Origin of the sequence: Microvirga terricola (genome assembly GCF_011777495.1) — a bacterium.
Lineage (GTDB): Bacteria > Pseudomonadota > Alphaproteobacteria > Rhizobiales > Beijerinckiaceae > Microvirga > Microvirga terricola.
In genome coordinates, this window is record NZ_JAATJS010000004.1 from 37681 (window position 1) to 58987 (window position 21307).

Sequence of the window (21307 nt, forward strand, 5' to 3'; positions counted from 1 at the left end):
CCGCCGGCGCCGATAACGGAATACCTACGGATGCGCTTCGTCCTACGATTCTTCGGTTTCCTGTTCAGCGTCGGGGCGATCTGCTTCCTGATCGGCGCCCTCGGGCTGGCCTATGGCTACTGGATGTACTCGAAGGATCTGCCGGATCACGCGCAGCTCGCGAACTACGAGCCGCCGATCATGACGCGCGTTCATGCGTCGGATGGTAGCCTGATTGCCGAATATGCTCGCGAGCGCCGCCTCTATGTGCCGATCCAGGCGATCCCCAAGCTGGTCGTTGCCGCGTTTCTGTCGGCGGAAGACAAGAACTTCTACAAGCACCCGGGCATCGACCCGGAAGGCATCGTGCGCGCCATCGTCGCGAACCTCCGATCCGGTGGCAAACAGGGCGCTTCGACGATCACCCAGCAGGTGGCCAAGAACTTTCTTGTCGGCAACGAGCGGAGTTACGAGCGCAAGATCCGCGAGGCGCTGATTGCCCTGAGGATGGAGTCGACCTTCTCGAAGGACAAGATTCTTGAGCTCTACCTGAACGAGATTTTCCTCGGGACACTTACCCCCGGGCGCAACCTGCACGGCGTCGCGGCCGCGGCTCTCGATTATTTCGGCAAGTCCGTCCACGAACTGAGCCTGTCCGAGGTGGCTTATATCGCCGCGCTGCCCAAGGGGCCCAACAATTACCATCCGTTCCGCCAGCGCCAGGCGGCGGTCGAGCGTCGCAACTGGGTGATCGACCGCATGGCCGAGAACGGCTACGTCTCGCGCCAGGACGCCGATGCGGCCAAGAAGACGCCGCTCGGGGTCAACCCGCGCGTTGTCTCGCCCAACAGCATTGCGTCCGGCTATTTCGCCGAAGGCGTGCGCCGCGACATCGCGGAGCGCTACGGCGAGCAGAAGCTCTATGAAGGCGGCCTGCTGATCCGTTCGACCCTTGACCCGAAGATGCAGGCTATGGCCCGCAAGGCGCTGGTCGACGGCCTCGTGCGCTTTGACGAGGCACGGGGATGGCGCGGCTCTCACCACAAGCTCGATCTGACCGCCCGCGAATGGGGTCTGGCTCTCGCCGAAATGCCGGCCCCGGCCGATGTGCAGCCCTGGCGCATGGCCGTGGTGTTGGAAGTCTCGGGCGGGCGCGCCCGCATCGGCCTCCAGCCCAAGAAGGAGGCCTCGGGTCAGGTCTCGCGCGACCGCGAAACCGGCTTCGTCACAGCAGACGGCGTGAAGTGGACGCGCCGCCCGGTTGAAAAGGCCGTGTCGGTCGGCGACGTGGTGTATGTGGATCTGCTCGACGCGAAGAACGCGCAGTTCCGCCTGCGCCAGATCCCCGAGATTTCGGGCGCCATCGTCGCCATGGACCCCTATACGGGCCGCGTGCACGCCATGGTCGGCGGCTTCTCCTTCGACCAGAGCGAGTTCAACCGCGCGACGCAAGCGATGCGTCAGCCCGGCTCCTCGTTCAAGCCCATCGTCTATGCCACGGCCCTCGACAACGGCTACACCTCGTCGAGCCAGATCTTGGACGCACCCTTCGTCCTCGACATGGGGCCGGGGCAGGCGGCCTGGGCGCCGTCGAACTATGATGGCAAGTCGGCGGGCCTGCGCACCCTGCGCTATGGCATCGAGCATTCGAAGAACCTGATGACGGTGCGCCTGGCGAACGAGGTCGGCATGCCCTCTATCGTCGAATATGCCCGCCGTTTTGGTGTCTATGACGACATGCTGCCGCTGCTCTCCATGTCGCTCGGCGCGGGCGAAACGACCGTCATGCGCATGACGGCCGCCTATTCCATGTTCGTGAACGGCGGGCGGCGCATCAAGCCTACCCTGATCGACCAGATTCAGGACCGTACCGGCAAGACCATCTACCGGCACGACGACCGCAAGTGCTCCGCTTGCGACGTGAATCAATGGGACGGTGGCGCCGCGCCCAAGCTGATCGACAGCCGCGAGCAGGTGCTCGACCCGCTGACTGCCTATCAGATGACCTCGATCCTCGAGGGCGTCGTGCAACGCGGCACCGCGCAGAGCGTCAAGGCGGTCGGCAAGCCGCTCGCCGGCAAGACCGGCACGACCAACGACGCGAAGGACGTGTGGTTCGTCGGCTTCTCGCCGGACCTCGCAGTCGGCGTGTTCCTCGGCTACGACAAGCCGCAATCGCTCGGCAGCGCCGCGACGGCGGGCCAATATGCGGCTCCCGTGTTCCGCGATTTCATGCAGCTGGCGTTGAAGGACAAGCCTGCGACGCCGTTCCGCGTGCCGGCCGGCATCAAGCTCATCCGCGTCAACGCCTCCACCGGCACCCGCGCCGGGGCAGGCGAAGGCGGTGGCGTCATCGTCGAGGCGTTCAAGCCGGGCACCGGCCCGCCGGAGACCTACAACCCGGTTGAGATCGATCCGGCGACGGGTATGCCGGTGGGGCCGCAGACCGGTATGCCTCCGGGACCGCAGGCAGTCGGCGCGGGCACCGGCGGATTGTATTAGCCGTCACGCCTCCCATATGGGAGGCGTCCTCCAAAAGCTCGCAGATGCGCGACCGCGACGTTATCGTCGCGGTTTTGCGTCCATGCGGCGGACGGCTCCTTTACACCCGGCGGCGCTCCCCTTAAGACGCCGCTTCACATGAGATGGGCCTGAATCAGAACCATGCGCGCCGAAATCCAACACCTCGTAGATGAGACCAAGCAGTCAGTCGGGCTGCTGAGGAGGCATCTTTGACTGGGATACTGCCCAGCGACGCCTCGCCGAACTGAATTCCTTCACCGAAAATCCCGACTTCTGGAACGATGCCGACGTCGCGCAGAAGGTCATGCGCGAGCGCACCGCGCTGGAAGACCAGATCACCGCCATCAAGCGTCTGGAGCAGGAGCTTGACGATGCGATCACGCTGATCGAACTCGGCGAGGTCGAGGACGACGCGGACACTGTCAAGGAAGGCGAGGACGTGATCCGCGCCTTGCAGGACGAGGCGGCGCGCCGTCAGGTCGAGACACTGCTCTCTGGCGAAGCGGATACGAACGACACCTATCTCGAAGTGCATTCCGGCGCGGGCGGCACAGAGAGCCAGGATTGGGCCTCGATGCTTCAGCGCATGTATGCCCGCTGGGGCGAGCGGCGGAAGTACAAGGTCGAGCTTCTCGAAATCACCGACGGCGAAGAGGCCGGCATCAAGAGCGCTACGCTCCTGATCAAAGGCCACAACGCTTATGGCTGGCTCAAGACCGAGTCCGGCGTGCACCGCTTGGTGCGCATCTCGCCTTACGACTCGAACGCGCGCCGTCACACGAGCTTTGCCTCCGTGTGGGTCTATCCGGTCGTTGATGACCGCATCGACATCGAGATCAAGGAATCCGATTGCCGGATCGATACGTTCCGCTCCTCCGGCGCAGGCGGCCAGCACGTCAACACGACGGACTCGGCGGTGCGCATCACCCACATTCCGAGTGGCATTGTCGTGGCCTGCCAGCAGGAGCGCTCCCAGCACAAGAACCGGGCGACTGCTTGGAACATGCTGCGCGCGCGCCTCTACGAAGCCGAGCTGAAAAAGCGCGAAGAGAAGGCTAACGCGGAGGCCGCCTCCAAGACCGAAATCGGCTGGGGCCACCAGATCCGTTCCTACGTGCTGCAGCCCTATCAGCTCGTGAAGGACCTGCGCACAGGCCACCAGTCGACAAGCCCGCAGGATGTGCTCGACGGCGAGCTCGATCCCTTCATCGAGGCGTCGCTCGCGCATCGCGTCTATGGCGGTGCCGACGCGGTCGAGGATATCGATTAAAACGAAAAGGCCCACTCGATCGAGTGGGCCTTTTTAGTTGCAGGTGTCAGAGTTCAGACGACGAGAATGTCGCTGTAGGTGACCGTCGACTCTCCTAGGAGTTTCACAAAAATCACAGCTGCTGCTGCGCCAGTTCCGTCCCGATCATAGGAGAGAGTGCGCGTTTCTGGATCGAAGAGAATCCGGTCATCTGCATCCATCGCGCTCTTTGTGGCTGAGAACGCATTTGCGCTCAACTCGCCCTTGGCGATATAGCCGAAGATCTCCGAAGACAGGACGATCTTGTCCTTTCCCCCACTTTCGAAGTCCACGATCTGGTCGACGTCGTTGAAGCTACCGAGCCAGGCATCAAAAACGAACTGATCGTTGCCATGGCCTCCTTGCAGGACATCACTGCCGTATCGGCCGCTTAAGGTGTCGTTGCCGTCTCCGCCCTGCAAAACGTCCGCGCCGCTTCCACCGCTCAAAGAGTCGTTGCCGATGCCGCCGTATAAAGTGTCATCGTCGTGTCCGCCGTCCAAGGTGTCATCGCCGTCGTCGCCCTGCAGGACGTCAGCTAAGGCGTCACCGCTCAGAGTGTCGTTGCCGATGCCGCCGTATAGAGTGTCGTTGCCGTATCCACCGTCCAAGGTGTCATCGCCGTGTCCGCCGTCCAAGCTGTCATCGCCGTCGTCGCCACCGTTCAGGACATCGTTGCCTACACTTCCTTGCAGGGTATCATTGCCTGATCCACCGTCCAAAGTGTCGTTGTCATCGCCGCCTTGCAAGTCGTCCGCGCCGCTTCCACCGCCCAAGGAGTCGTTACCGATGTAGCCATACAAAGTGTCGTCGCTGTATCCGCCGTCCAAGCTGTCGTTGCCCTCACCGCCCTGTAAGATATCAATGCCGTATCCACCGCTCAGGGTATCGTCACCGTATCCGCCATCCAAGCTGTCGTTGCCATCATCGCCCTGCAAGACGTCGGCGCCGTATCCGCCGCTCAGGGTGTCGTCGTCGTATCCACCGTCCAGGTTGTCGTTATCGTCGCCGCCCTGCAAGATGTCCTTGCCGTCTCCTCCGGTCAGGATATCGTTGCCTGCGCCTCCCCACAGAGTGTCGTTTCCGTATCCGCCGTCCAGTTTGTCGTTGCCGATGTCTCCATAAAGAGTGTCATCGTCATCTCCGCCGTCCAAGGTGTCGTTGCCGTCACCGCCCTTCAGGGTGTCGTTGCCGATTTCGCCCTGGAGGACATCGTCGTCGAAGTCTCCGTACAGGATGTCGACGCCATACCCGCCGCTGAGGGCGTCGTTGCCTGCACCTCCCCGTAGGGTGTCATTGCCATCCCCACCGTTCAAACTGTCGTTACCGCCGTCGCCCTGTAAGGCATCCTTGCCGGCCCCGCCGTCCAATTTGTCGTTGCCTGTGCCTCCGTGCAGCCTGTCGTCGCCGTATCCGCCTCTCAGAACATCATTGCCGACGCCACCGTAAAGGATGTCGTTGCCGTCGCTGCCGCTCAGGAAGTCATTGCCATCCTCTCCGTAAAGAATGTCGTTGCCGTCGAAACCGTAGATCTTGTCATTGTCACGACCGCCTTTGATGATGTCCTTGACGGCGACGCCATAGATGACGTCCGCCTTGCTCTTGCCGATCTGGGTCAAGGTTTGCTTGGCATGGCTCCAGCTCCACTTCGCAACCTGCTTCCCATCTCGCGACGGACTGCCGTAGAGGGCTCGGATCGCCTGGATGTCCAGCGAGCCGAGGCCGGCCGACTGCATATCGATGTCGCCTCCCGTGTAGCTCATCACGGTGTAATTCACGTGATCGAGATCCGACCTCAACAATTGCTTGTTGTGGTCCATCCTGTGAAAGGGGTGTTTGAGGCCGAGCGCATGGCCGATCTCATGAAGCAGAATGTAAAGTTTAAACGGCTGATACTGTGAAAATTCAGTACGATACCGAGAATTCATATAGATATTGCCGCCGCTGGCGTCCCGAACCAGTCCCTCATCGGAAGTGTCCTGGGAGAGTTCCGGAAATTCCGCCCGGGCGCTGAAGGATCCCCATTCCCATCTCCACTGAAACTTTAGCTCGGCATCTTTCCCTTTGACCTCGATAAAACGGATTCCACTGGCATCCCCCCACATCTTCAGGGCGGTGCGCGCCGTGGCCACATCTGCGCTGTCGAATTTCTCCGAGCTCCACAGACTATTGAATGTATAGGTGAGAAATACCGGCTGCTTATTGAGCTTGAGAGTAGGCAGCGAGTTCCAGCTTTGACCGGAAAGGATGGCTTTGTAGTCGGACATAGGAGAACACAGGTTATAAGGTTATAACCTGTAGTATTCGAAGCCTGAGAAAGTTTCAACCAAGAGGCGATGCCCGATCTTCGCCAACCTCAGTTCAGAGCGCCTTTGCTGCTGCCAGCACTTCTTCCGCGTGGCCCGGCACCTTCACCTTGTTCCAGACCCTCACGATCTTGCCCTCGTGGTCGATCAAGACCGTGGTGCGCTCGACGCCCATATATTTGCGTCCGTACATGCTCTTTTCGACCCATACGCCATAGGCCTGGAGCATGGTCTTCTCCTCGTCGGAGGCGAGGTCGAATTCGAGGCCGTATTTGGTGCGGAACTTGTCGTGGCTCTTCAGGCCGTCGGGCGAGACGCCGATGATCTCGGTACCGGCAGAGGCGAAGTTCTTCCGCAACGCCTGGAAGTCCTGCGCCTCTTTCGTGCAGCCAGTAGTGTCGTCCTTGGGGTAAAAATAAAGGACAACCTTCCTGCCTTTGAAGTTATCCAACGTAATGTTCCTCCCGTCCGTCCCGGGCAGCGAGAATTGGGGGGCTTTCGTTCCAACGGCCAAAGTCATTGTTCGCCTTCCTTTCGACGGAATGTCGTGGTTGAGCACGCGCGCCCGCGGCCGAAAGTGATGGTCGCGAGGGGCATCGGAGGGGTAAGGTCCCGCTCAACTGATTCCCGTACTGCCGAAATAGTTCAAGAACCGGGCCGCCCTACGTCACAAGAATGAAGCCAATTCTTCGCACCACGCCCGCCCGGCGCGATCCGGGCAAGCGAAGCGCCCTCGGGCGTGTGCTTCGTGGTGCTCTCTATCTGAAGCTTGGCATCGTTCTTCTCGTCGTCATTGGGCTGGGCCTACTCTACCTTCGGCTGAGCGCGGGGCCCATGAGCTTCGGTCGTCTGCCCGAGCGCGTTGCGGATGCGATTGCCGCACGCATCGGTCCCGGCTGGACGGTGACTCTGCGCAATACAGCCCTTGAGCTACATGGTGGCTCACCCGCTCTGCGGGCGAACGGCCTCGACATTCGCGGCCCCGGCGGGGATCTCGTTCTGCGCGCCCCTTATGCGACCGTCAGTGTGGATGGCCTCTCGCTCCTGATCGGCAATTTGCAGCCGAAGTCCGTTGAGTTCCGCGATCCGCAATTGCGCCTGCTCGTCAACCGGGACGGCTCGCTGACTTTCTCTCCTGTGCCGAGCGAGGCGGGGGATGCCTCGGCCGCTGCGGCGCAACCTGTTCCGACATCGAGCTCTGAGCCGTCTCCCAAACGCGACTTCAACGGCCCTTCGCAGGTCTCGGGCGCTGTCGGATCTCTGTTCGAATTCGTCGTCGGCCCCAAGAGCATTCTGCAATCGCTTGGCCGCGCGCAGCTGACCAATGCGAGCCTCGTCTTCATTGATGCGGACCAGCGCGAGCGGGGGCGATTCACGCGTGTGGATGCGACCTTCGACTGGACGGAGAAAGGCGGGCGTCATTTCGAGGCGACACTCGACGGACCGCAGGGCGACTGGCAGGTCAGCGGCGATGCCGAGGCGGACGGGAAGGGTGGCTACCACGCCACCGTCATCGCGGACAGCGCACCGATCCAGGATATTCTACTCATCACCGGCCTGTCGGCCATTCCCGCAACGACGGACCTCGACTTCTCGGGCCGTGTCGATGCCGCCTTTGCCGATGGCCGCGTGATCGAGTTGAAAGCCCGGCTCGACGGCAACGCGGGAAGCATTCGCATCGACGATCCGGATACGTCGCCTCTCGCCATCGAGGGGGCGCAGATCCTGGTCGCCTGGGACGAGGCGAGCAAATCGCTCGATCTGCAAAATCTCGAGCTGAAGGGCGGCGGCACGCATGTGCGCCTGCAAGGCCGGCTCGCGACGCCTTCTGAGACGGAAAGCTGGAAGCTCTCGCTCAAAGGCAAGGATGCGATGCTGTCGCCCGCGTCCACTGCCGACAAGCCTGTGAGCGTCAGCGACATTGCAGCGGAGTTCGCTGGACCCGACGGCGTCACCATCAAATCCTTGAGCCTGCGCGGGCCGGACCTCTCCCTCGACATCACGGGGCAACTTGGCGGTGCAGCCGACCCTCGCAGCCTGAATCTCGCTGTGCACAGCGAGAAGACCGACATGCGCTCGGTGTTGCGGATCTGGCCGGAGGCGGTTGCCCCGTCGGTGCGCAAGTTCCTCATGCGCAGTCTCAAGAGCGGGATGCTTGAATCCATCGCGCTCAAAGTCGGGCTGACCGGCGCCGACCTGGCGAAGGCCGTGTCCGGCGAGCCGATCCCCGACGACGCGCTCAAGATCGACTTCGCAATCTCGCAAGGCGTCTTACGCGTGTCGGAGGCCTTGCCGCCGTTGTCGCGCCTCGACGTTTCTGGAACCGTGACGGGCACCAAGGCCTTTCTCCGGGCGCCTGTCGGGCGTGTCGACATGAACGAGCGCAGCCTGAACGCCTCCGATGGCACGTTCATCCTCGACAATTATTGGAAGGACGATGCGCTCGCGCGCATCGATTTCCGCCTCTTCGGCGGCGCCGATGGACTTGGGGCTCTGCTGCAGACGCCCGCGATTAAGCAAATCGCCGGGTTCGATCTCGACCCGGCAGCGATGAAGGGCAAGACCGATCTGAAGGTCGGCATCGGCCTTGCCGTCAACCATGTGCCCGCCTTCGCGGACCTGCCGCTCACCGTCAACGGAACCACCAGCGATTTGAGCGTCGACAAGGTCTTTGGGAAGGACCGCCTGGAGGGGGCGAACCTCGCGATCGTCTATGATCGCGGCAACCTTTCGATCAAGGGCGACGGCAAGCTCGCGGGCGGGCCGGCGACCATCGATGTTCAGCAAACGCCGCAAGGCGGTGAAGCCAACATCTCGCTGGTGCTCGACGATGCGGCCCGCGCCAAGAAGGGCCTGTCCTTCGGCTCACAGCTGACCGGCGTCCTCCCGCTGCGGGTGAGCATGCCGCTCGGCAAGTCGGCGAAACCCGGCATGCGCGTCGAGACCGATCTGACGAAAGTTGCCGTGGACCAGCTGATCCCCGGTTGGGTCAAGCCCGCGGGAAAACCCGGCAAGCTCTCCTTCACGCTCATCTCCGGCCCCTCGGACGAGCTCCGCGATCTGCAACTCGACGCCGGCGTGGTGCAATTGCGCGGAACGGCCACGCTGTCGAGCGACGGCGCCCTCGACAAGGCGGACCTTTCGACCTTCAAGATCTCTGCCGGCGACGAAATGCGCGCGCAGCTCGAGCGGGTGAATGGGGCTTACAAAGTCACCGTGCGCGGCAATGTCGGCGATGCGCGGCCTTTCACCAAGTTGGGTGGCTCGTCATCTGCGGCGCCGGCACGCGGTTCGGCTTCCCAGCGCGACAGCAAGGATTTCGACCTTGATCTCGCACTCAACATTCTGACGGGTTTCAATGACGAGGCCATCACCAACGCCTCGCTCAAAATGTCGATGCGCAAGGACAGCATCCGCCAGCTCGACATGAAGGGTCGTCTGGGCGCGAGCAACATCGCCGCGAAAACGCTCTCGCAGAGCGCTGGAAATCCGGTGATCGTGCTGCAGGCGGAAGATGGCGGCGCGCTGCTTCGTTTCCTCGACATCTACCGCCGCATGTCGGGCGGCGAACTCCTCGTGCAGATAGCGACGGGCGATGGCCCACAGGCCGGTATTCTGACGCTGCACGACTTCACCTTGAATAACGAGCCCGCGCTGCGTCGCATCATCCCCACGCAGTCTCAGCTCGTGTCCGGACTGGATCGCTCAGGGAATGCCCAAGCCGTCCGCGTCGACGTCAACGAGGTCACGTTCGCGAAGGCCCGGTTCGACTTCACGAAGGCGGCGGGCCGCCTCGAGTTCAAGGATGCTGCCATTTTCGGGAGTCAGATCGGCTTCACGCTCGGCGGCTCCATCGACTATTGGCGTGACCGTCTCGATATTTCGGGAACGTTCGTCCCCGCTTACGGGCTGAACAACGCTTTTGCCCAGGTGCCGCTCGTCGGCAGGCTGCTCGGCGGCGGGCAATATGAGGGGCTGTTCGCGGTGAACTTCCGCGTCGTGGGGCCGATGGCGTCGCCCACGCTCACAGTCAATCCTCTCTCCGCCGTGGCTCCCGGCTTCCTGCGCAAGCTCTTTGGAGTCGGCGGGGGGGAGGTGCAGACGAGTCCGGCGCCTGCGGCGCCGGAACGTTGATTGAAGAGGAAGCTGCCTTATTGCTTCGCGAGGTCGATATCGGGCGTGTAGTCGCCTTCGACCTCTTTCACCAACGCTTGGCCGCAGATGACGCGCTTTTTCTCTTCGCTGTATGTCAGGGTTGGGTTGCCATAGAGCTCCCAACCGGCATTGAGAGCAGCGGTCACGCGCTCACAGAAGCTCGCGTCGTCAGGCCCGGTAAAATAGCGAAAGAGTTTCATCAGAGGCTCCATAGAAACAAAGTTTCACGAAGCCTCGCTGTGTCTCAAATCGTGCTGACCGTGTCAAGTTGTGTCTAAACCGGCCGCAGCAGGACGTGCCGCTTCTTGCCGAAGGAGAGCTTGATCACGCCCTCTGCCGTGAGGTCGGTCAGCTTGAGCACGCCGCGGTCGTCGGTGACGGTCTGGTCATTCACCTTCAAACCGCCGCTCTTCACCTGCCGGCGCGCCTCACTGGTGGAGGGAACGAGCTTCGCATATTCCGGTCCGAAGGCAGTGAGCACACCAAGTCCCGCTTCAAGAAGCGCATTGGCGATTTCGACCGTCGGCAGGCTCTCTGCTAGCGCACCTTGCTCAAAGGTCTTGCGGGCGGTCTCTGCGGCGAGTTCAGCAGCTTCCCGGCCATGGACGAGGGCCGTCGCCTCGGTGGCCAGAACCTTCTTCGCCTCGTTGATCTCCGCGCCCTGAAGCGCCTCGAGCCGGGCGATCTCGTCCATTGGCAGGATGGTGAAGAGTTTGAGGAAGCGGTTCACGTCCGCATCCTCGGTGTTGCGCCAGAACTGCCAGTAATCGTAGGCGCTCAGCATATCGGCGTTGAGCCAGACCGCGCCGGAGGCGGTCTTGCCCATCTTCGCACCCGACGCCGTGGTCAGCAGCGGGCAGGTGACGGCGTAAAGCTGCCCGGTGCCCTGGCGGCGGCCGAGGTCGATGCCGTTGACGATGTTGCCCCACTGATCGGAGCCGCCCATCTGCAGCACGCAGCCATAGCGCTTGTGCAACTCCACGAAGTCGTAGGCCTGGAGGATCATGTAGTTGAATTCCAGGAACGACAGTTCGTGCTCGCGCTCCAGACGCAGCTTGACGCTGTCGAAGGCGAGCATGCGGTTGACCGAGAAGTGTCGCCCGACATCGCGCAGGAACTCGATATAGTTGAGGGTCGTCAGCCATTCGGCATTGTCGACCATGATCGCGTCGACCTTACCCTCGCCGAAGCCGATGAAGCGTGAGAAGACGCCCTTGATGCTGGTCTTGTTGGCCCCGATCTGCTCGACGGTCAGGAGCTTGCGGCTCTCGTCCTTGCCGGAGGGGTCGCCTACCCGGGTCGTGCCGCCGCCCATGAGGGCGATGGGCTTGCCGGCACCGGTTTTTTGCAGCCAGTGCAACATCATGATCGAGAGCAGGTGGCCCACATGCAGCGAGGGGCCGGTGCAGTCATAGCCCACATAGGTCGTCAGCCGGCCTTCGAGAGCCGCGGAATCGATGCCCTCGAAGTCGGACGTCTGGTGGATGAAGCCCCGCTCGGTGAGCACTCTTAGAAAATCGGATTTCGGCGCGTTCATCGCGGCTCTCGTCTCTTTCAAGGATTGTTCACAGGGGCGTTTAGCAGCTTCCCTGGGAGATTTCACCCTTGAGATTTCGGATGTCTGACAGGGCCTGGGAGGCCCGCTGTCGAGGTTGTGGTTAGGAAAGTGTTGACAGGCGCCTCTGCCGGTAGGTTATATGTGTAATGGTATTTCATGCTTTTGGGGGGTCCCATGTGTTACGCCTGCGTCGCTGAAGCCCAAGGTGGTTCCTGGGCGAGTTTTGATCCTTACAGCTACGGCGACCAGGCAGAGGACCCGTCCCAAGCCTATGCCGAAGAGGCCTGGAACCTGGCCGGTCATAGCTCACCGGTGTGGTATAGCTCGGTTTGGAGCTGGTTCTCCAACAATGTCTCGGCGGCCCCCCTCTGGGGATTTTCGGCTGCGGCGACCCTGCTTCCCTACACGTCGTTCGGGAGGTCGAAGTACTACGCTCCCACCTACATCGATCGGGATACGCTGTCTGTTTTCTCGGGCTCTCAATGGAACAACAATAAGCTGACCTACAGCTTCACGGATTCCCGCTGGGACTACGAGTGGATCAACCCCAGTGCTTCCGGATTCACTCCAGTCTCGTTCGGGACGGAGCAGAGCATCCGCCATATCCTGGAAGGTTATAGTCCCAATTATGACCGGCCGCGCATGGGCCTCACCTCGGTGGAATCGTTCACCAATCTCACGATCGACTATGCCGGCAGAGATGGCGCTGACCTTCAGGTCGCCGGGTTCAATCCCGGTCAGATCATCAATCGCAGCCATGGTTATTACCCGGGCGTTCCAGTCTACGGCGGCGATCTCTGGTTGCAGTACGGAAAGGACGATCCTTTGCCGGGATCGTATCAGTATTTCCTTTTCCTGCACGAGATGGGTCATACGCTCGGGATGAAGCATTCGCATGAGGCGGCCGGCGTGCTGCCCGCGATGAGCTCGTGGCATGATTCTACGGAATATACCGTGATGTCGTACAACGATCAGGGTATGTATCCGCAGACCTACATGATGTACGACATCGCAGCGCTTCAGGAGATGTATGGCGCGGATTTCACGACCAATAGCGGCAACACCGTTTATAAGTGGAATCCGTATAACGGCGAGACATACGTCAACGGCGTCAGCCAAGGCGCAACGAAGGACAGCAAGATCTTCCTGACCGTCTGGGACGGCGGCGGCGTCGATACCTACGATTTTTCGGCCTATACGGGCTATACGGAAGTTGATTTGGCTCCCGGCGGGTATTCGATGTTCTCGCCATACCAGCGTGCTCAGAAGAGTGGCTTCGCGGGTTATGCGGGCGGCAACGTCTATAACGCTCTCCAATACCACGGAGACAGCCGTTCGCTGATCGAGAATGCCATTGGCGGTTCGTGGGCGGATCATATTCGCGGCAATCAGGCCAACAATATGCTGACCGGCAACGCCGGCAACGATTCCCTGTTTGGCTTGGACGGCAACGATACGCTTTACGGCGGCGTCGGCGACGATCTGCTGGATGACAAGAGCCCGTGGGCCAATAGCACTTACGTCTACGGCAAAGATCTCATGGACGGCGGCGCCGGGAACGACCGCATTTACGGCCGCTTTGGCAACGACACCCTCTATGGCGGCGACGGTAACGACACCATTGATGCCGGTGAGGACAACGACCTCATCTATGGCGGTGCCGGTCACGACTACGTTGTCGGCGGGACGGGTGCTGACTCGATCTACGGCGACGCCGGCAATGACATACTCTATGGCCAATCCGGCAACGACACGCTCGATGGCGGGCTCGGGAATGATACCGTTGACGGCGGAGACCATGACGACATCGTCTATGGCCGTGACGGCAATGACCTGATCCTGGGCGGAGGCGGTCAGGATTATCTGTTCGGTATGGAAGGGAACGACACCGTCTATGGTGGTGACGGAAACGACTACATCTACGGCTATACCGGAACCGATGCGCTCTTCGGCGATGCCGGTGACGATATCCTGATTGCCGACGGCTACGGCTCGCGCCTGACCGGCGGGACAGGCAACGACACCTTCTGGATCATAAACTCGGCACAGTCCGCGGTGATCACGGACTTTGCGGCAGGTTGGGGCGTGACCGATCGGGTCCAGTTCTCCTCTAGTCTGTTCTCGAGCTTCTTCGCCGTGATGGCTTCGGCCTATCAGAGTGGGACAGACGTGGTCATCGCGAAGGATGGAATGAGCGTAACGCTGAGCAACATGCTTCTGAGCAAGCTCGTAGCGGATGACTTCGCCTTCATTTAAGTTTCGGCGGAAGAGCAGGCTTAAAACAAAAGGCCGGTCCTAGGACCGGCCTTTCTGCATCAGCAACGAAGGGAAATCAGGCTGCTTCCTCGACCGAGCCGAGGCGCTTGTCGAGGTACTCGTCGACCGCGATCATCAGCTCGTCGACCTTGCCGTCGAAGAAATGGTTAGCGCCGTCGACCACCGCGTGCTCGAGCTTCACGCCCTTCTGGGTTTTGACCTTCTCGATGACGCTGACGACGTCCTTCACCGGGGCGACGCGGTCCTCTGAGCCGTGCACGAACAGGCCGGAGGACGGGCAGGGGGCCAGGAACGAGAAATCGTAGCGGTTGGCCATGGCGGCAATGGAGATGAAGCCCTCGACCTCCGGACGGCGCATCAGGAGCTGCATGCCGATCCAGGCGCCGAAGGAGACGCCGGCGATCCAGCAGGCGCGGGCGTCCGGGTTGACTGCCTGGGCCCAGTCAAGCGCGGCGGCGGCATCGGACAGCTCGCCCTGGCCGTGGTCGAACGCGCCCTGGCTGCGGCCCACGCCACGGAAGTTGAAACGCAGAACCGAGAAGCCGCGGTTCGCGAAGTCATAGAAAAGGTTATAAACGATCTGGTTGTTCATCGTGCCGCCGAACTGGGGGTGCGGATGCAGGATGATGGCAATGGGTGCGCCTTTCTCTTTGGCGGGCTGGTAACGCCCCTCAATGCGACCGGCGGGACCCGTAAAGACGACCTCAGGCATGAATGCGAACCTCTTCTCAACCTCTCCGCTCAGGAGAGGGAAAACACGACAGCCTTGATTTTCGGCCGCGGAATTCTTGAAATGACTTTAGAGCTATTCTAAAGTCCTGCCCCTCAGGCGCTCCGGCCGGCCATCGGCCATTCGGGCGCGAACTGATATGATGTGGTGGCTGTGCTTTAGCACGGCAACCAGGGGCGATTGCAAGGATTTCGTGAGGCAGGGCGGTAGAGGTGGCAAGAAGTCGGCGCACATATCTCGACCATAACGCGACTTCGCCCTTGCGGCCCGAGGTTGCGGAGGTGGTGGCGCGCGCGCTCCAGCTTCTCGGAAACCCCTCATCGGTCCATGCCGAGGGCCGCGCCGCGCGGTCGGAAATCGAGAGCGCGCGAGAAAAGGTCGCCCGGCTCGTCGGTGCGCGTGCCAAGAACGTGATCTTCACGAGCGGGGGCACTGAGGCCAGCAACCTGGCCTTAAGCCCGTCGTTCCGCCGCCTGGGGCAACAGGGCGCAGCACGCCTTCTCATGGGCGCGACGGAGCATCCTTGCGTGCTCAACGGCCACCGCTTCCCGTCAGAGGCGGCCGAGGCCATCCCGGTCGATGCAAACGGCGTCATCGATCTGGCTTGGTTGAAAGGGCGTCTTGAGCAGATGGGCGAGGGGCGGGCGCTGGTCTCCGTCCAGCTTGCCAATAACGAAACCGGCGTCCTGCAGCCGGTCGGTGAGGCGGCGGCGCTCGTTCACGCCCGTGGCGGGTTGATCCATACCGACGCGGTGCAGGCGGCGGGCAAGGTCCCGGTCGATATCACGATGCTCGGCGTCGATGCGCTGACCCTCTCGGCCCACAAGCTCGGCGGGCCGAAGGGCATTGGTGCGCTGGTGCTCGCCTCCGACCAGTTCGAGATTGCCGACCGGCTGATCCGGGGCGGTGGGCAAGAGAAGGGGAACCGCGCCGGCACGGAGAACGTGGCGGCCATCGCCGGCTTCGGCGCTGCTGCGGAGATCGCCCTTGCAACCTTGAGTGAGGAGGCTGCCCGTCTGCGGGCGCTTCGTGATGAAGCTGAGGCGCAACTGCGCTGCATCGCGCCCGAGGCAATTGTGATCGCTGCAAGCGCTGAGCGGTTGCCTAATACCTTCGCCTTTGCCATACCCGCCCTCAAGGCGGAAACGGCGCTGATCGCCTTCGATCTGGAGGGAATTGCCCTTTCCTCCGGCTCGGCTTGCTCCTCGGGCAAGGTCAAGCGGTCGCATGTGCTCGATGCCATGGGTATCGAGCCCGCCCTCGCGGAGGGCGTTTTGCGTGTGAGTTTGGGGTGGACGACCACAAAAGAAGACGTGGTCCGCTTTGCGGAAGCGTGCGAAAAGGTGGTCTCTACCTTATATAAGCGGAAGGCGAGCGCGGCCTGAAAAGGCTACGTTGGCATTTCCAATGTCATCAACCCGCGGTCCTTGAAACCGTGAGCGGTGGGAGAGACAGATGCCTGCAGTGCAGGAAACGATCGACCAGGTCAGGTCGATCGACGTCGATCAATATAAGTACGGCTTCGAAACCGAGGTCGAGATGGAGAAGGCGCCGAAAGGCCTCTCCGAGGACGTGATCCGCTTCATTTCGGCCAAGAAGGGCGAGCCCGAATGGATGCTCGCCTGGCGGCTCGACGCCTATAAGCGCTGGCTGACCATGACGGAGCCGAGCTGGGCGCGCGTGTCCTACGACAAGATCGACTACAACGACATTTATTACTACGCCGCGCCGAAGAAGAACCCGGCCCCGAAGTCCCTCGACGAGGTGGACCCCGAAATTCTCCGCACTTACGAGAAGCTCGGCATTCCGCTCCGCGAGCAGGAGATTTTGGCCGGCGTCGAGCCGGAGCGCCGGGTGGCGGTGGACGCGGTGTTCGACAGCGTGTCGGTCGCCACGACGTTCAAGGAAGAGCTGAAGAAGGCGGGCGTGATCTTCATGCCGATTTCGGAAGCCATCCGCGAATATCCGGACCTCGTGCGCCAGTATCTCGGCTCGGTCGTGCCGGTCACGGACAATTTCTTCGCGACGCTCAACTCGGCAGTCTTCACCGACGGGTCGTTCGTCTATGTTCCGCCAGGCGTCCGGTGTCCGATGGAGCTGTCCACCTACTTCCGCATCAACGAGAAGAATACGGGGCAGTTCGAGCGCACGCTCATCATCGCGGACAAGGGCTCCTACGTTTCGTATCTCGAAGGCTGCACGGCCCCGAAGCGCGACGAGAACCAGCTTCACGCGGCAGTGGTCGAGCTTGTGGCCCTCGACGATGCCGAGATCAAGTACTCGACCGTCCAGAACTGGTATCCGGGCGACGCGGAAGGCCGGGGCGGCATCTACAACTTCGTGACCAAGCGCGGCGATTGCCGGGGCAAGAATTCGGTCATCACCTGGACGCAGGTGGAGACGGGTTCCGCGATCACGTGGAAATACCCGTCCTGCATCCTGCGCGGCGACAATTCCCGCGGCGAGTTCTACTCGATCGCCGTGTCGAACGGCATGCAGCAGGTCGATTCCGGCACCAAGATGATCCATCTCGGCAAGAACACCACGAGCCGGATCATCTCGAAGGGCATCGCGGCGGGCAAATCCGAAAACACCTATCGCGGCCTCGTCTCGGCCCACCGCAAGGCCTCTGGCGCGCGCAACTTCACGAATTGCGACTCGCTCCTCATCGGCAACCAGTGCGGTGCGCACACGGTGCCCTACATCGAGTCGAAGAACGCAAGCGCCGTGTTCGAGCACGAGGCGACGACATCCAAGATCTCCGAAGATCAGATGTTCTACTGCCAGCAGCGCGGCCTCTCGGAAGAGGAAGCAACCGCGCTCATCGTCAACGGCTTCGTGAAGGACGTTCTGCAGCAACTCCCCATGGAGTTCGCCGTCGAAGCGCAGAAGCTGATCTCGATCTCGCTGGAAGGCTCGGTCGGTTAATCAAAGTCAAAGACGGGGATGCCCGGGACAAGCCCGGGCATGACGCGAAACCTCCAAGGCCCGTCATGGCCGGACTTGATCCGGCCATCCACGCCTCAAGAAACGGAATACTCAGATGCTCGAAATCAAGAACCTCGTGGTCCAGATCGAGGACAAGCGCATTCTCAACGGCCTCAATCTCACGGTGAACAACGGCGAGGTCGCCGCCATCATGGGGCCGAACGGCTCCGGCAAATCCACCTTGTCCTACGTGATCGCCGGCAAGGAGGACTATGAAGTCCTCGACGGTGAGATCATCCTCGACGGGCAGAACCTTTTGGAGATGGAGCCGGATCAGCGCGCGGCAGCGGGTGTGTTCCTTGCCTTCCAGTACCCGCTGGAAATCCCGGGCGTCGCCTCGATGACCTTCCTGAAGGCTGCCATGAACGCGCAGCGCAAGTCGCGCGGGCAGGACGAGTTGAGCACGCCGGATTTCATCAAGCGCGTGAATGCGGCAGCCGCCAAGCTCGAAATTCCGAAGGACATGCTGAAGCGCGCGCTCAACGTCGGCTTTTCGGGCGGTGAGAAGAAGCGCATGGAAATCCTCCAGATGGCGCTTCTTGAGCCGACTTTCTGCATCCTCGACGAGACGGATTCCGGCCTCGACATTGACGCGCTGCGCATCGTGTCCGAGGGCGTGAATGCACTGCGGTCGCCTGATCGCTCGTTCCTCGTCATCACCCACTATCAGCGCCTGTTGAACCACATTGTGCCGGATACCGTGCACGTCATGTCGGCGGGTCGCGTCGTGAAGTCGGGCGGCAAGGAGCTGGCGCTCGAACTCGAGGCCAACGGCTACGCCGATTACCGCGAGAGCGAGGCTGCCTGAGATGGCCGGGGTCACTTTGATGAAGACGCCGGCCGAGACAGGGCTGGTGCAGGCCTTCGAGACGGTGAAGGCGACGTTGCCGGGCGACGTCGAGTCCCGCGCGCAGGCCTTCGAGCTTTTCGAACGCAACGGCCTGCCGCATCGCCGGGTCGAGGAGTTCAAGTACACGGATCTCCGTGCGCTGATGCGCGAAGTCGCGCCTTTCGCCAAGGTGCCTTCCGCCGACGAGGCGAAGACGGCTTTGCGGGACGCGAAGGCGCTGGCGGAGATCAATGCGCTGCAAGTCCCCTTCGTGAACGGCCACTTCGTTCGCGACGCGGTCGATTTCAAGAACCTGCCCGAGGGCGTCGAAATCGTACCGCTGGCGGAAGCGCTTGCGAGCGGCCATGATTGGCTGACCCGCCTGAGCCCGGTGGAATGGGCGCGGCAGAACCCGGTCTATCAGCTCAACTCGTCCTTCATGGCCGATGGGGTGATGATCCGCATCGTCGGGCAGGTGACGACGCCGGTTCATCTGCGCTTCGTCACATCGAGCGCGTCCGCCGTCGCCACCGCGACCCGCGTGCTCGTGCTCATCGAAGACGGCGCTTCGGTGAAGCTCCTCGAGACCCACGAGAGCACGAACGGCGTGAGCCACCAGCCTAACGATGTGGTGGAGCTGATCGCGGGCGACCAGACCAATGTCCATCATGTCCGCGTCAATGCGGAAGGCGATCAGGCGCTCGCGCTTTCGACCTTCGCGGTAAAGATCGGGGCGGAGGCGTCCTTCAACAGCATCAACGTCGTGGCCGGTTCTGCCACATCACGCCATCAGGTTTTCGCCATTCTCAACGGCGAGAACACGAAGGCGCAGATCAACGGCGCGACGATGCTCAAGGGTCGCCAGCACGGCGACTCCACGCTCGTCGTCGAACACGCCGCGCCCCATTGTGAGAGCCGCGAGCTGTTCAAGACCGTGGTCGATAATGAGGCGACCGGCGTGTTCCAGGGCAAGATCATCGTTCCGCATCACGCACAGAAGACCGACGGCCGCATGATGTCGGCGGCGCTTCTGCTCGCCGACGGCGCGGCCATGAACAACAAGCCGGAACTCGAAATCTTCGCTGACGACGTGCAGTGCGCGCACGGTGCGACCTGCGGCCAGCTCGATGAGGATCTTCTGTTCTACCTCATGGCACGGGGCATCCCGAAGAAGGAGGCCGAGAGCCTTCTGATTCAAGCGTTCCTGGGCGAGGCCATCGAGTTCGTCGACAATGAGGACGTGCGAGAGGCGCTTGTTCACACGGTCGAGGAGTGGCTGAAGGCGAGAACATAGGCTCCTTCGTCATGGCCGGCCTTGATCCGGCCATCCACGTCTTCCGCGCCGGCGCGAAGCAAAGGTGTGGATGCCAGGCACAAGGCCGGGTACGACGGCTGAGAAATGGTGAGACGATGAATGCACCCATGAAGCCCTACGACGTCGAAGCCATTCGGGCGCAGTTTCCGATCCTGTCGCAACAGGTTTATGGCAAGCCGCTCGTCTATCTCGACAACGCCGCATCGGCGCAGAAACCGCGCGCGGTGATCGACGCCATGGTCAACACCATGGAGACGGGCTACGCAAACGTCCATCGCGGCCTGCACTTCATGGCGAATGCCGCGACCGAGTCCTTCGAACGCGCTCGCGAGACCGTGCGGGCGTTTCTCAATGCGGAGAGCGTGAACGAGATCATCTTCACGAAATCGGCGACCGAAGCCTACAACCTCGTGGCGGACTCCTTCGGTCGTATGGCGATCGGGGAGGGGGACGAGATCATCCTCTCCATCATGGAGCACCATTCCAACATCGTGCCCTGGCATTACCTGCGCGAGCGGAAAGGTGCGGTGATCAAGTGGGCTCCGGTGGACGACGAGGGCAATTTCCTCGTCGAGGAATATGAAAAGCTCTTCACGCCGCGCACCAAGATCGTCGCCATGACGCACATGTCCAATGTGCTCGGCACCGTGACGCCGATGAAGGAGATCATCCGCATTGCTCATGGCCATGGCGTTCCAGTGCTCGTGGACGGCGCACAGGGCGCCGTGCATCTCGATGTGGACGTGCGCGATCTCGACGCCGATTTCTATGTGCTCACCGGCCACAAGGTTTATGGCCCCACCGGCATCGGCGTTCTCTACGGCAAGCGCAAGTGGCTGGAGAAGATGCCACCTTATCAGGGTGGTGGCGAGATGATCCGCGAGGTGACCGTCGATACGGTGACCTATAATGAGCCGCCTCATCGTTTCGAGGCGGGGACGCCCGCCATCATCGAAGCAGTCGGGCTCGATGCGGCCCTGCGCTTCATGATGGAACTGGGCCGCGACAACATCCGCGCCCATGAGAAGGCCTTGTCGGATTACGCCCATCAGCGGCTGGGCGCCATGAACTCGATCCGCATCTTCGGCCGCGCCAAGGGCAAGGGGGCGATCATCGCCTTCGAGATGAAGAACGCTCACGCCCATGACGTGGCGACCATCATCGACCGGCAGGGTGTGGCGGTGCGCGCCGGCACCCATTGCGCCATGCCGCTCCTGACCCGCTTCGGCACGACCTCCACGTGCCGCGCGTCATTCGGACTCTACAACACCATGGAAGAAGTGGATAAACTGGTCGATGCCTTGCAGAAGGCCGAGGCCCTGTTTGCTTGAGGATATGAACCTGTGAACGCCGCCAATC

General features: G+C 61.7%; 14 protein-coding genes. 9 read left to right on the forward strand and 5 right to left on the reverse strand.

The window, feature by feature from the left end:
• Positions 1–30 precede the first annotated feature (30 nt).
• Together HB375_RS12320 and prfB are read left to right on the forward strand one after the other, a co-directional pair.
• Complete coding sequence (locus tag HB375_RS12320) at positions 31–2481, forward strand: penicillin-binding protein 1A (RefSeq protein ID WP_167673313.1); 2451 nt, start codon at positions 31–33, stop codon at positions 2479–2481.
• Between the two features lie 162 nt (positions 2482–2643).
• Positions 2644–3772 (forward strand): peptide chain release factor 2 gene (prfB, locus tag HB375_RS12325; protein ID WP_167673314.1). Its coding sequence is split into 2 segments (ribosomal slippage): positions 2644–2712 and positions 2714–3772, totalling 1128 coding nucleotides; the frame shifts between segments, so codons are not numbered across the junction.
• A gap of 53 nt (positions 3773–3825) precedes the next feature.
• Here prfB and HB375_RS12330 read toward each other — a convergent pair.
• Both HB375_RS12330 and bcp read right to left on the reverse strand, forming a co-directional pair.
• A complete protein-coding gene (locus tag HB375_RS12330) occupies positions 3826–6057 on the reverse strand; it encodes a matrixin family metalloprotease (RefSeq protein WP_205800177.1) in 2232 nt (743 codons plus the stop codon).
• Between the two features lie 94 nt (positions 6058–6151).
• Positions 6152–6616 (reverse strand): thioredoxin-dependent thiol peroxidase, encoded by a 465-nt coding sequence (gene bcp / locus HB375_RS12335; protein WP_167673315.1) that lies wholly within the window; start codon positions 6614–6616, stop codon positions 6152–6154.
• 155 nt (positions 6617–6771) lie between these two features.
• On the opposite strand from bcp, the gene HB375_RS12340 reads away from it, so the two are divergent.
• Entirely contained in the window at positions 6772–10230 is a 3459-nt protein-coding gene (locus HB375_RS12340) for a DUF3971 domain-containing protein (RefSeq protein ID WP_167673316.1), read from the forward strand.
• A 17-nt stretch (positions 10231–10247) separates the two neighbouring features.
• On the opposite strand, the gene HB375_RS12345 is transcribed toward HB375_RS12340, so the two are convergent.
• On the reverse strand, positions 10248–10451 hold the full coding sequence (locus tag HB375_RS12345; protein ID WP_167673317.1) for a DUF1737 domain-containing protein: 204 nt from the start codon (positions 10449–10451) through the stop codon (positions 10248–10250).
• Positions 10452–10525: 74 nt separating this feature from the next.
• The gene (gene tyrS / locus HB375_RS12350) at positions 10526–11788 is read right to left on the reverse strand and encodes a tyrosine--tRNA ligase (RefSeq protein ID WP_167673318.1); all 1263 of its coding nucleotides are present in this window, start codon (positions 11786–11788) and stop codon (positions 10526–10528) included.
• Positions 11789–11983: 195 nt separating this feature from the next.
• Between tyrS and HB375_RS12355 the strand changes: the two genes are divergently transcribed.
• Entirely contained in the window at positions 11984–14065 is a 2082-nt protein-coding gene (locus tag HB375_RS12355) for a M10 family metallopeptidase (protein ID WP_167673319.1), read from the forward strand.
• A 76-nt stretch (positions 14066–14141) separates the two neighbouring features.
• On the opposite strand, the gene HB375_RS12360 is transcribed toward HB375_RS12355, so the two are convergent.
• Complete coding sequence (locus tag HB375_RS12360) at positions 14142–14798, reverse strand: alpha/beta hydrolase (protein WP_167673320.1); 657 nt, start codon at positions 14796–14798, stop codon at positions 14142–14144.
• A gap of 230 nt (positions 14799–15028) precedes the next feature.
• On the opposite strand from HB375_RS12360, the gene HB375_RS12365 reads away from it, so the two are divergent.
• The 5 genes from HB375_RS12365 to HB375_RS12385 all read left to right on the forward strand — a co-directional run bounded on the left by HB375_RS12365 (position 15029) and on the right by HB375_RS12385 (position 21279).
• The gene (locus HB375_RS12365) at positions 15029–16201 is read left to right on the forward strand and encodes an aminotransferase class V-fold PLP-dependent enzyme (RefSeq protein ID WP_167673321.1); all 1173 of its coding nucleotides are present in this window, start codon (positions 15029–15031) and stop codon (positions 16199–16201) included.
• Positions 16202–16271: 70 nt separating this feature from the next.
• A complete protein-coding gene (gene sufB, locus HB375_RS12370; protein WP_167673322.1) occupies positions 16272–17744 on the forward strand; it encodes a Fe-S cluster assembly protein SufB in 1473 nt (490 codons plus the stop codon).
• Between the two features lie 115 nt (positions 17745–17859).
• Positions 17860–18612 (forward strand): Fe-S cluster assembly ATPase SufC, encoded by a 753-nt coding sequence (gene sufC, locus HB375_RS12375; RefSeq protein WP_167673323.1) that lies wholly within the window; start codon positions 17860–17862, stop codon positions 18610–18612.
• Positions 18613–18631: 19 nt separating this feature from the next.
• On the forward strand, positions 18632–19927 hold the full coding sequence (sufD, locus tag HB375_RS12380; protein ID WP_343232410.1) for a Fe-S cluster assembly protein SufD: 1296 nt from the start codon (positions 18632–18634) through the stop codon (positions 19925–19927).
• A 116-nt stretch (positions 19928–20043) separates the two neighbouring features.
• Positions 20044–21279, forward strand: coding sequence for a cysteine desulfurase (locus HB375_RS12385; protein ID WP_167673325.1), 1236 nt, complete (start codon positions 20044–20046; stop codon positions 21277–21279).
• Positions 21280–21307: the final 28 nt, after the last annotated feature.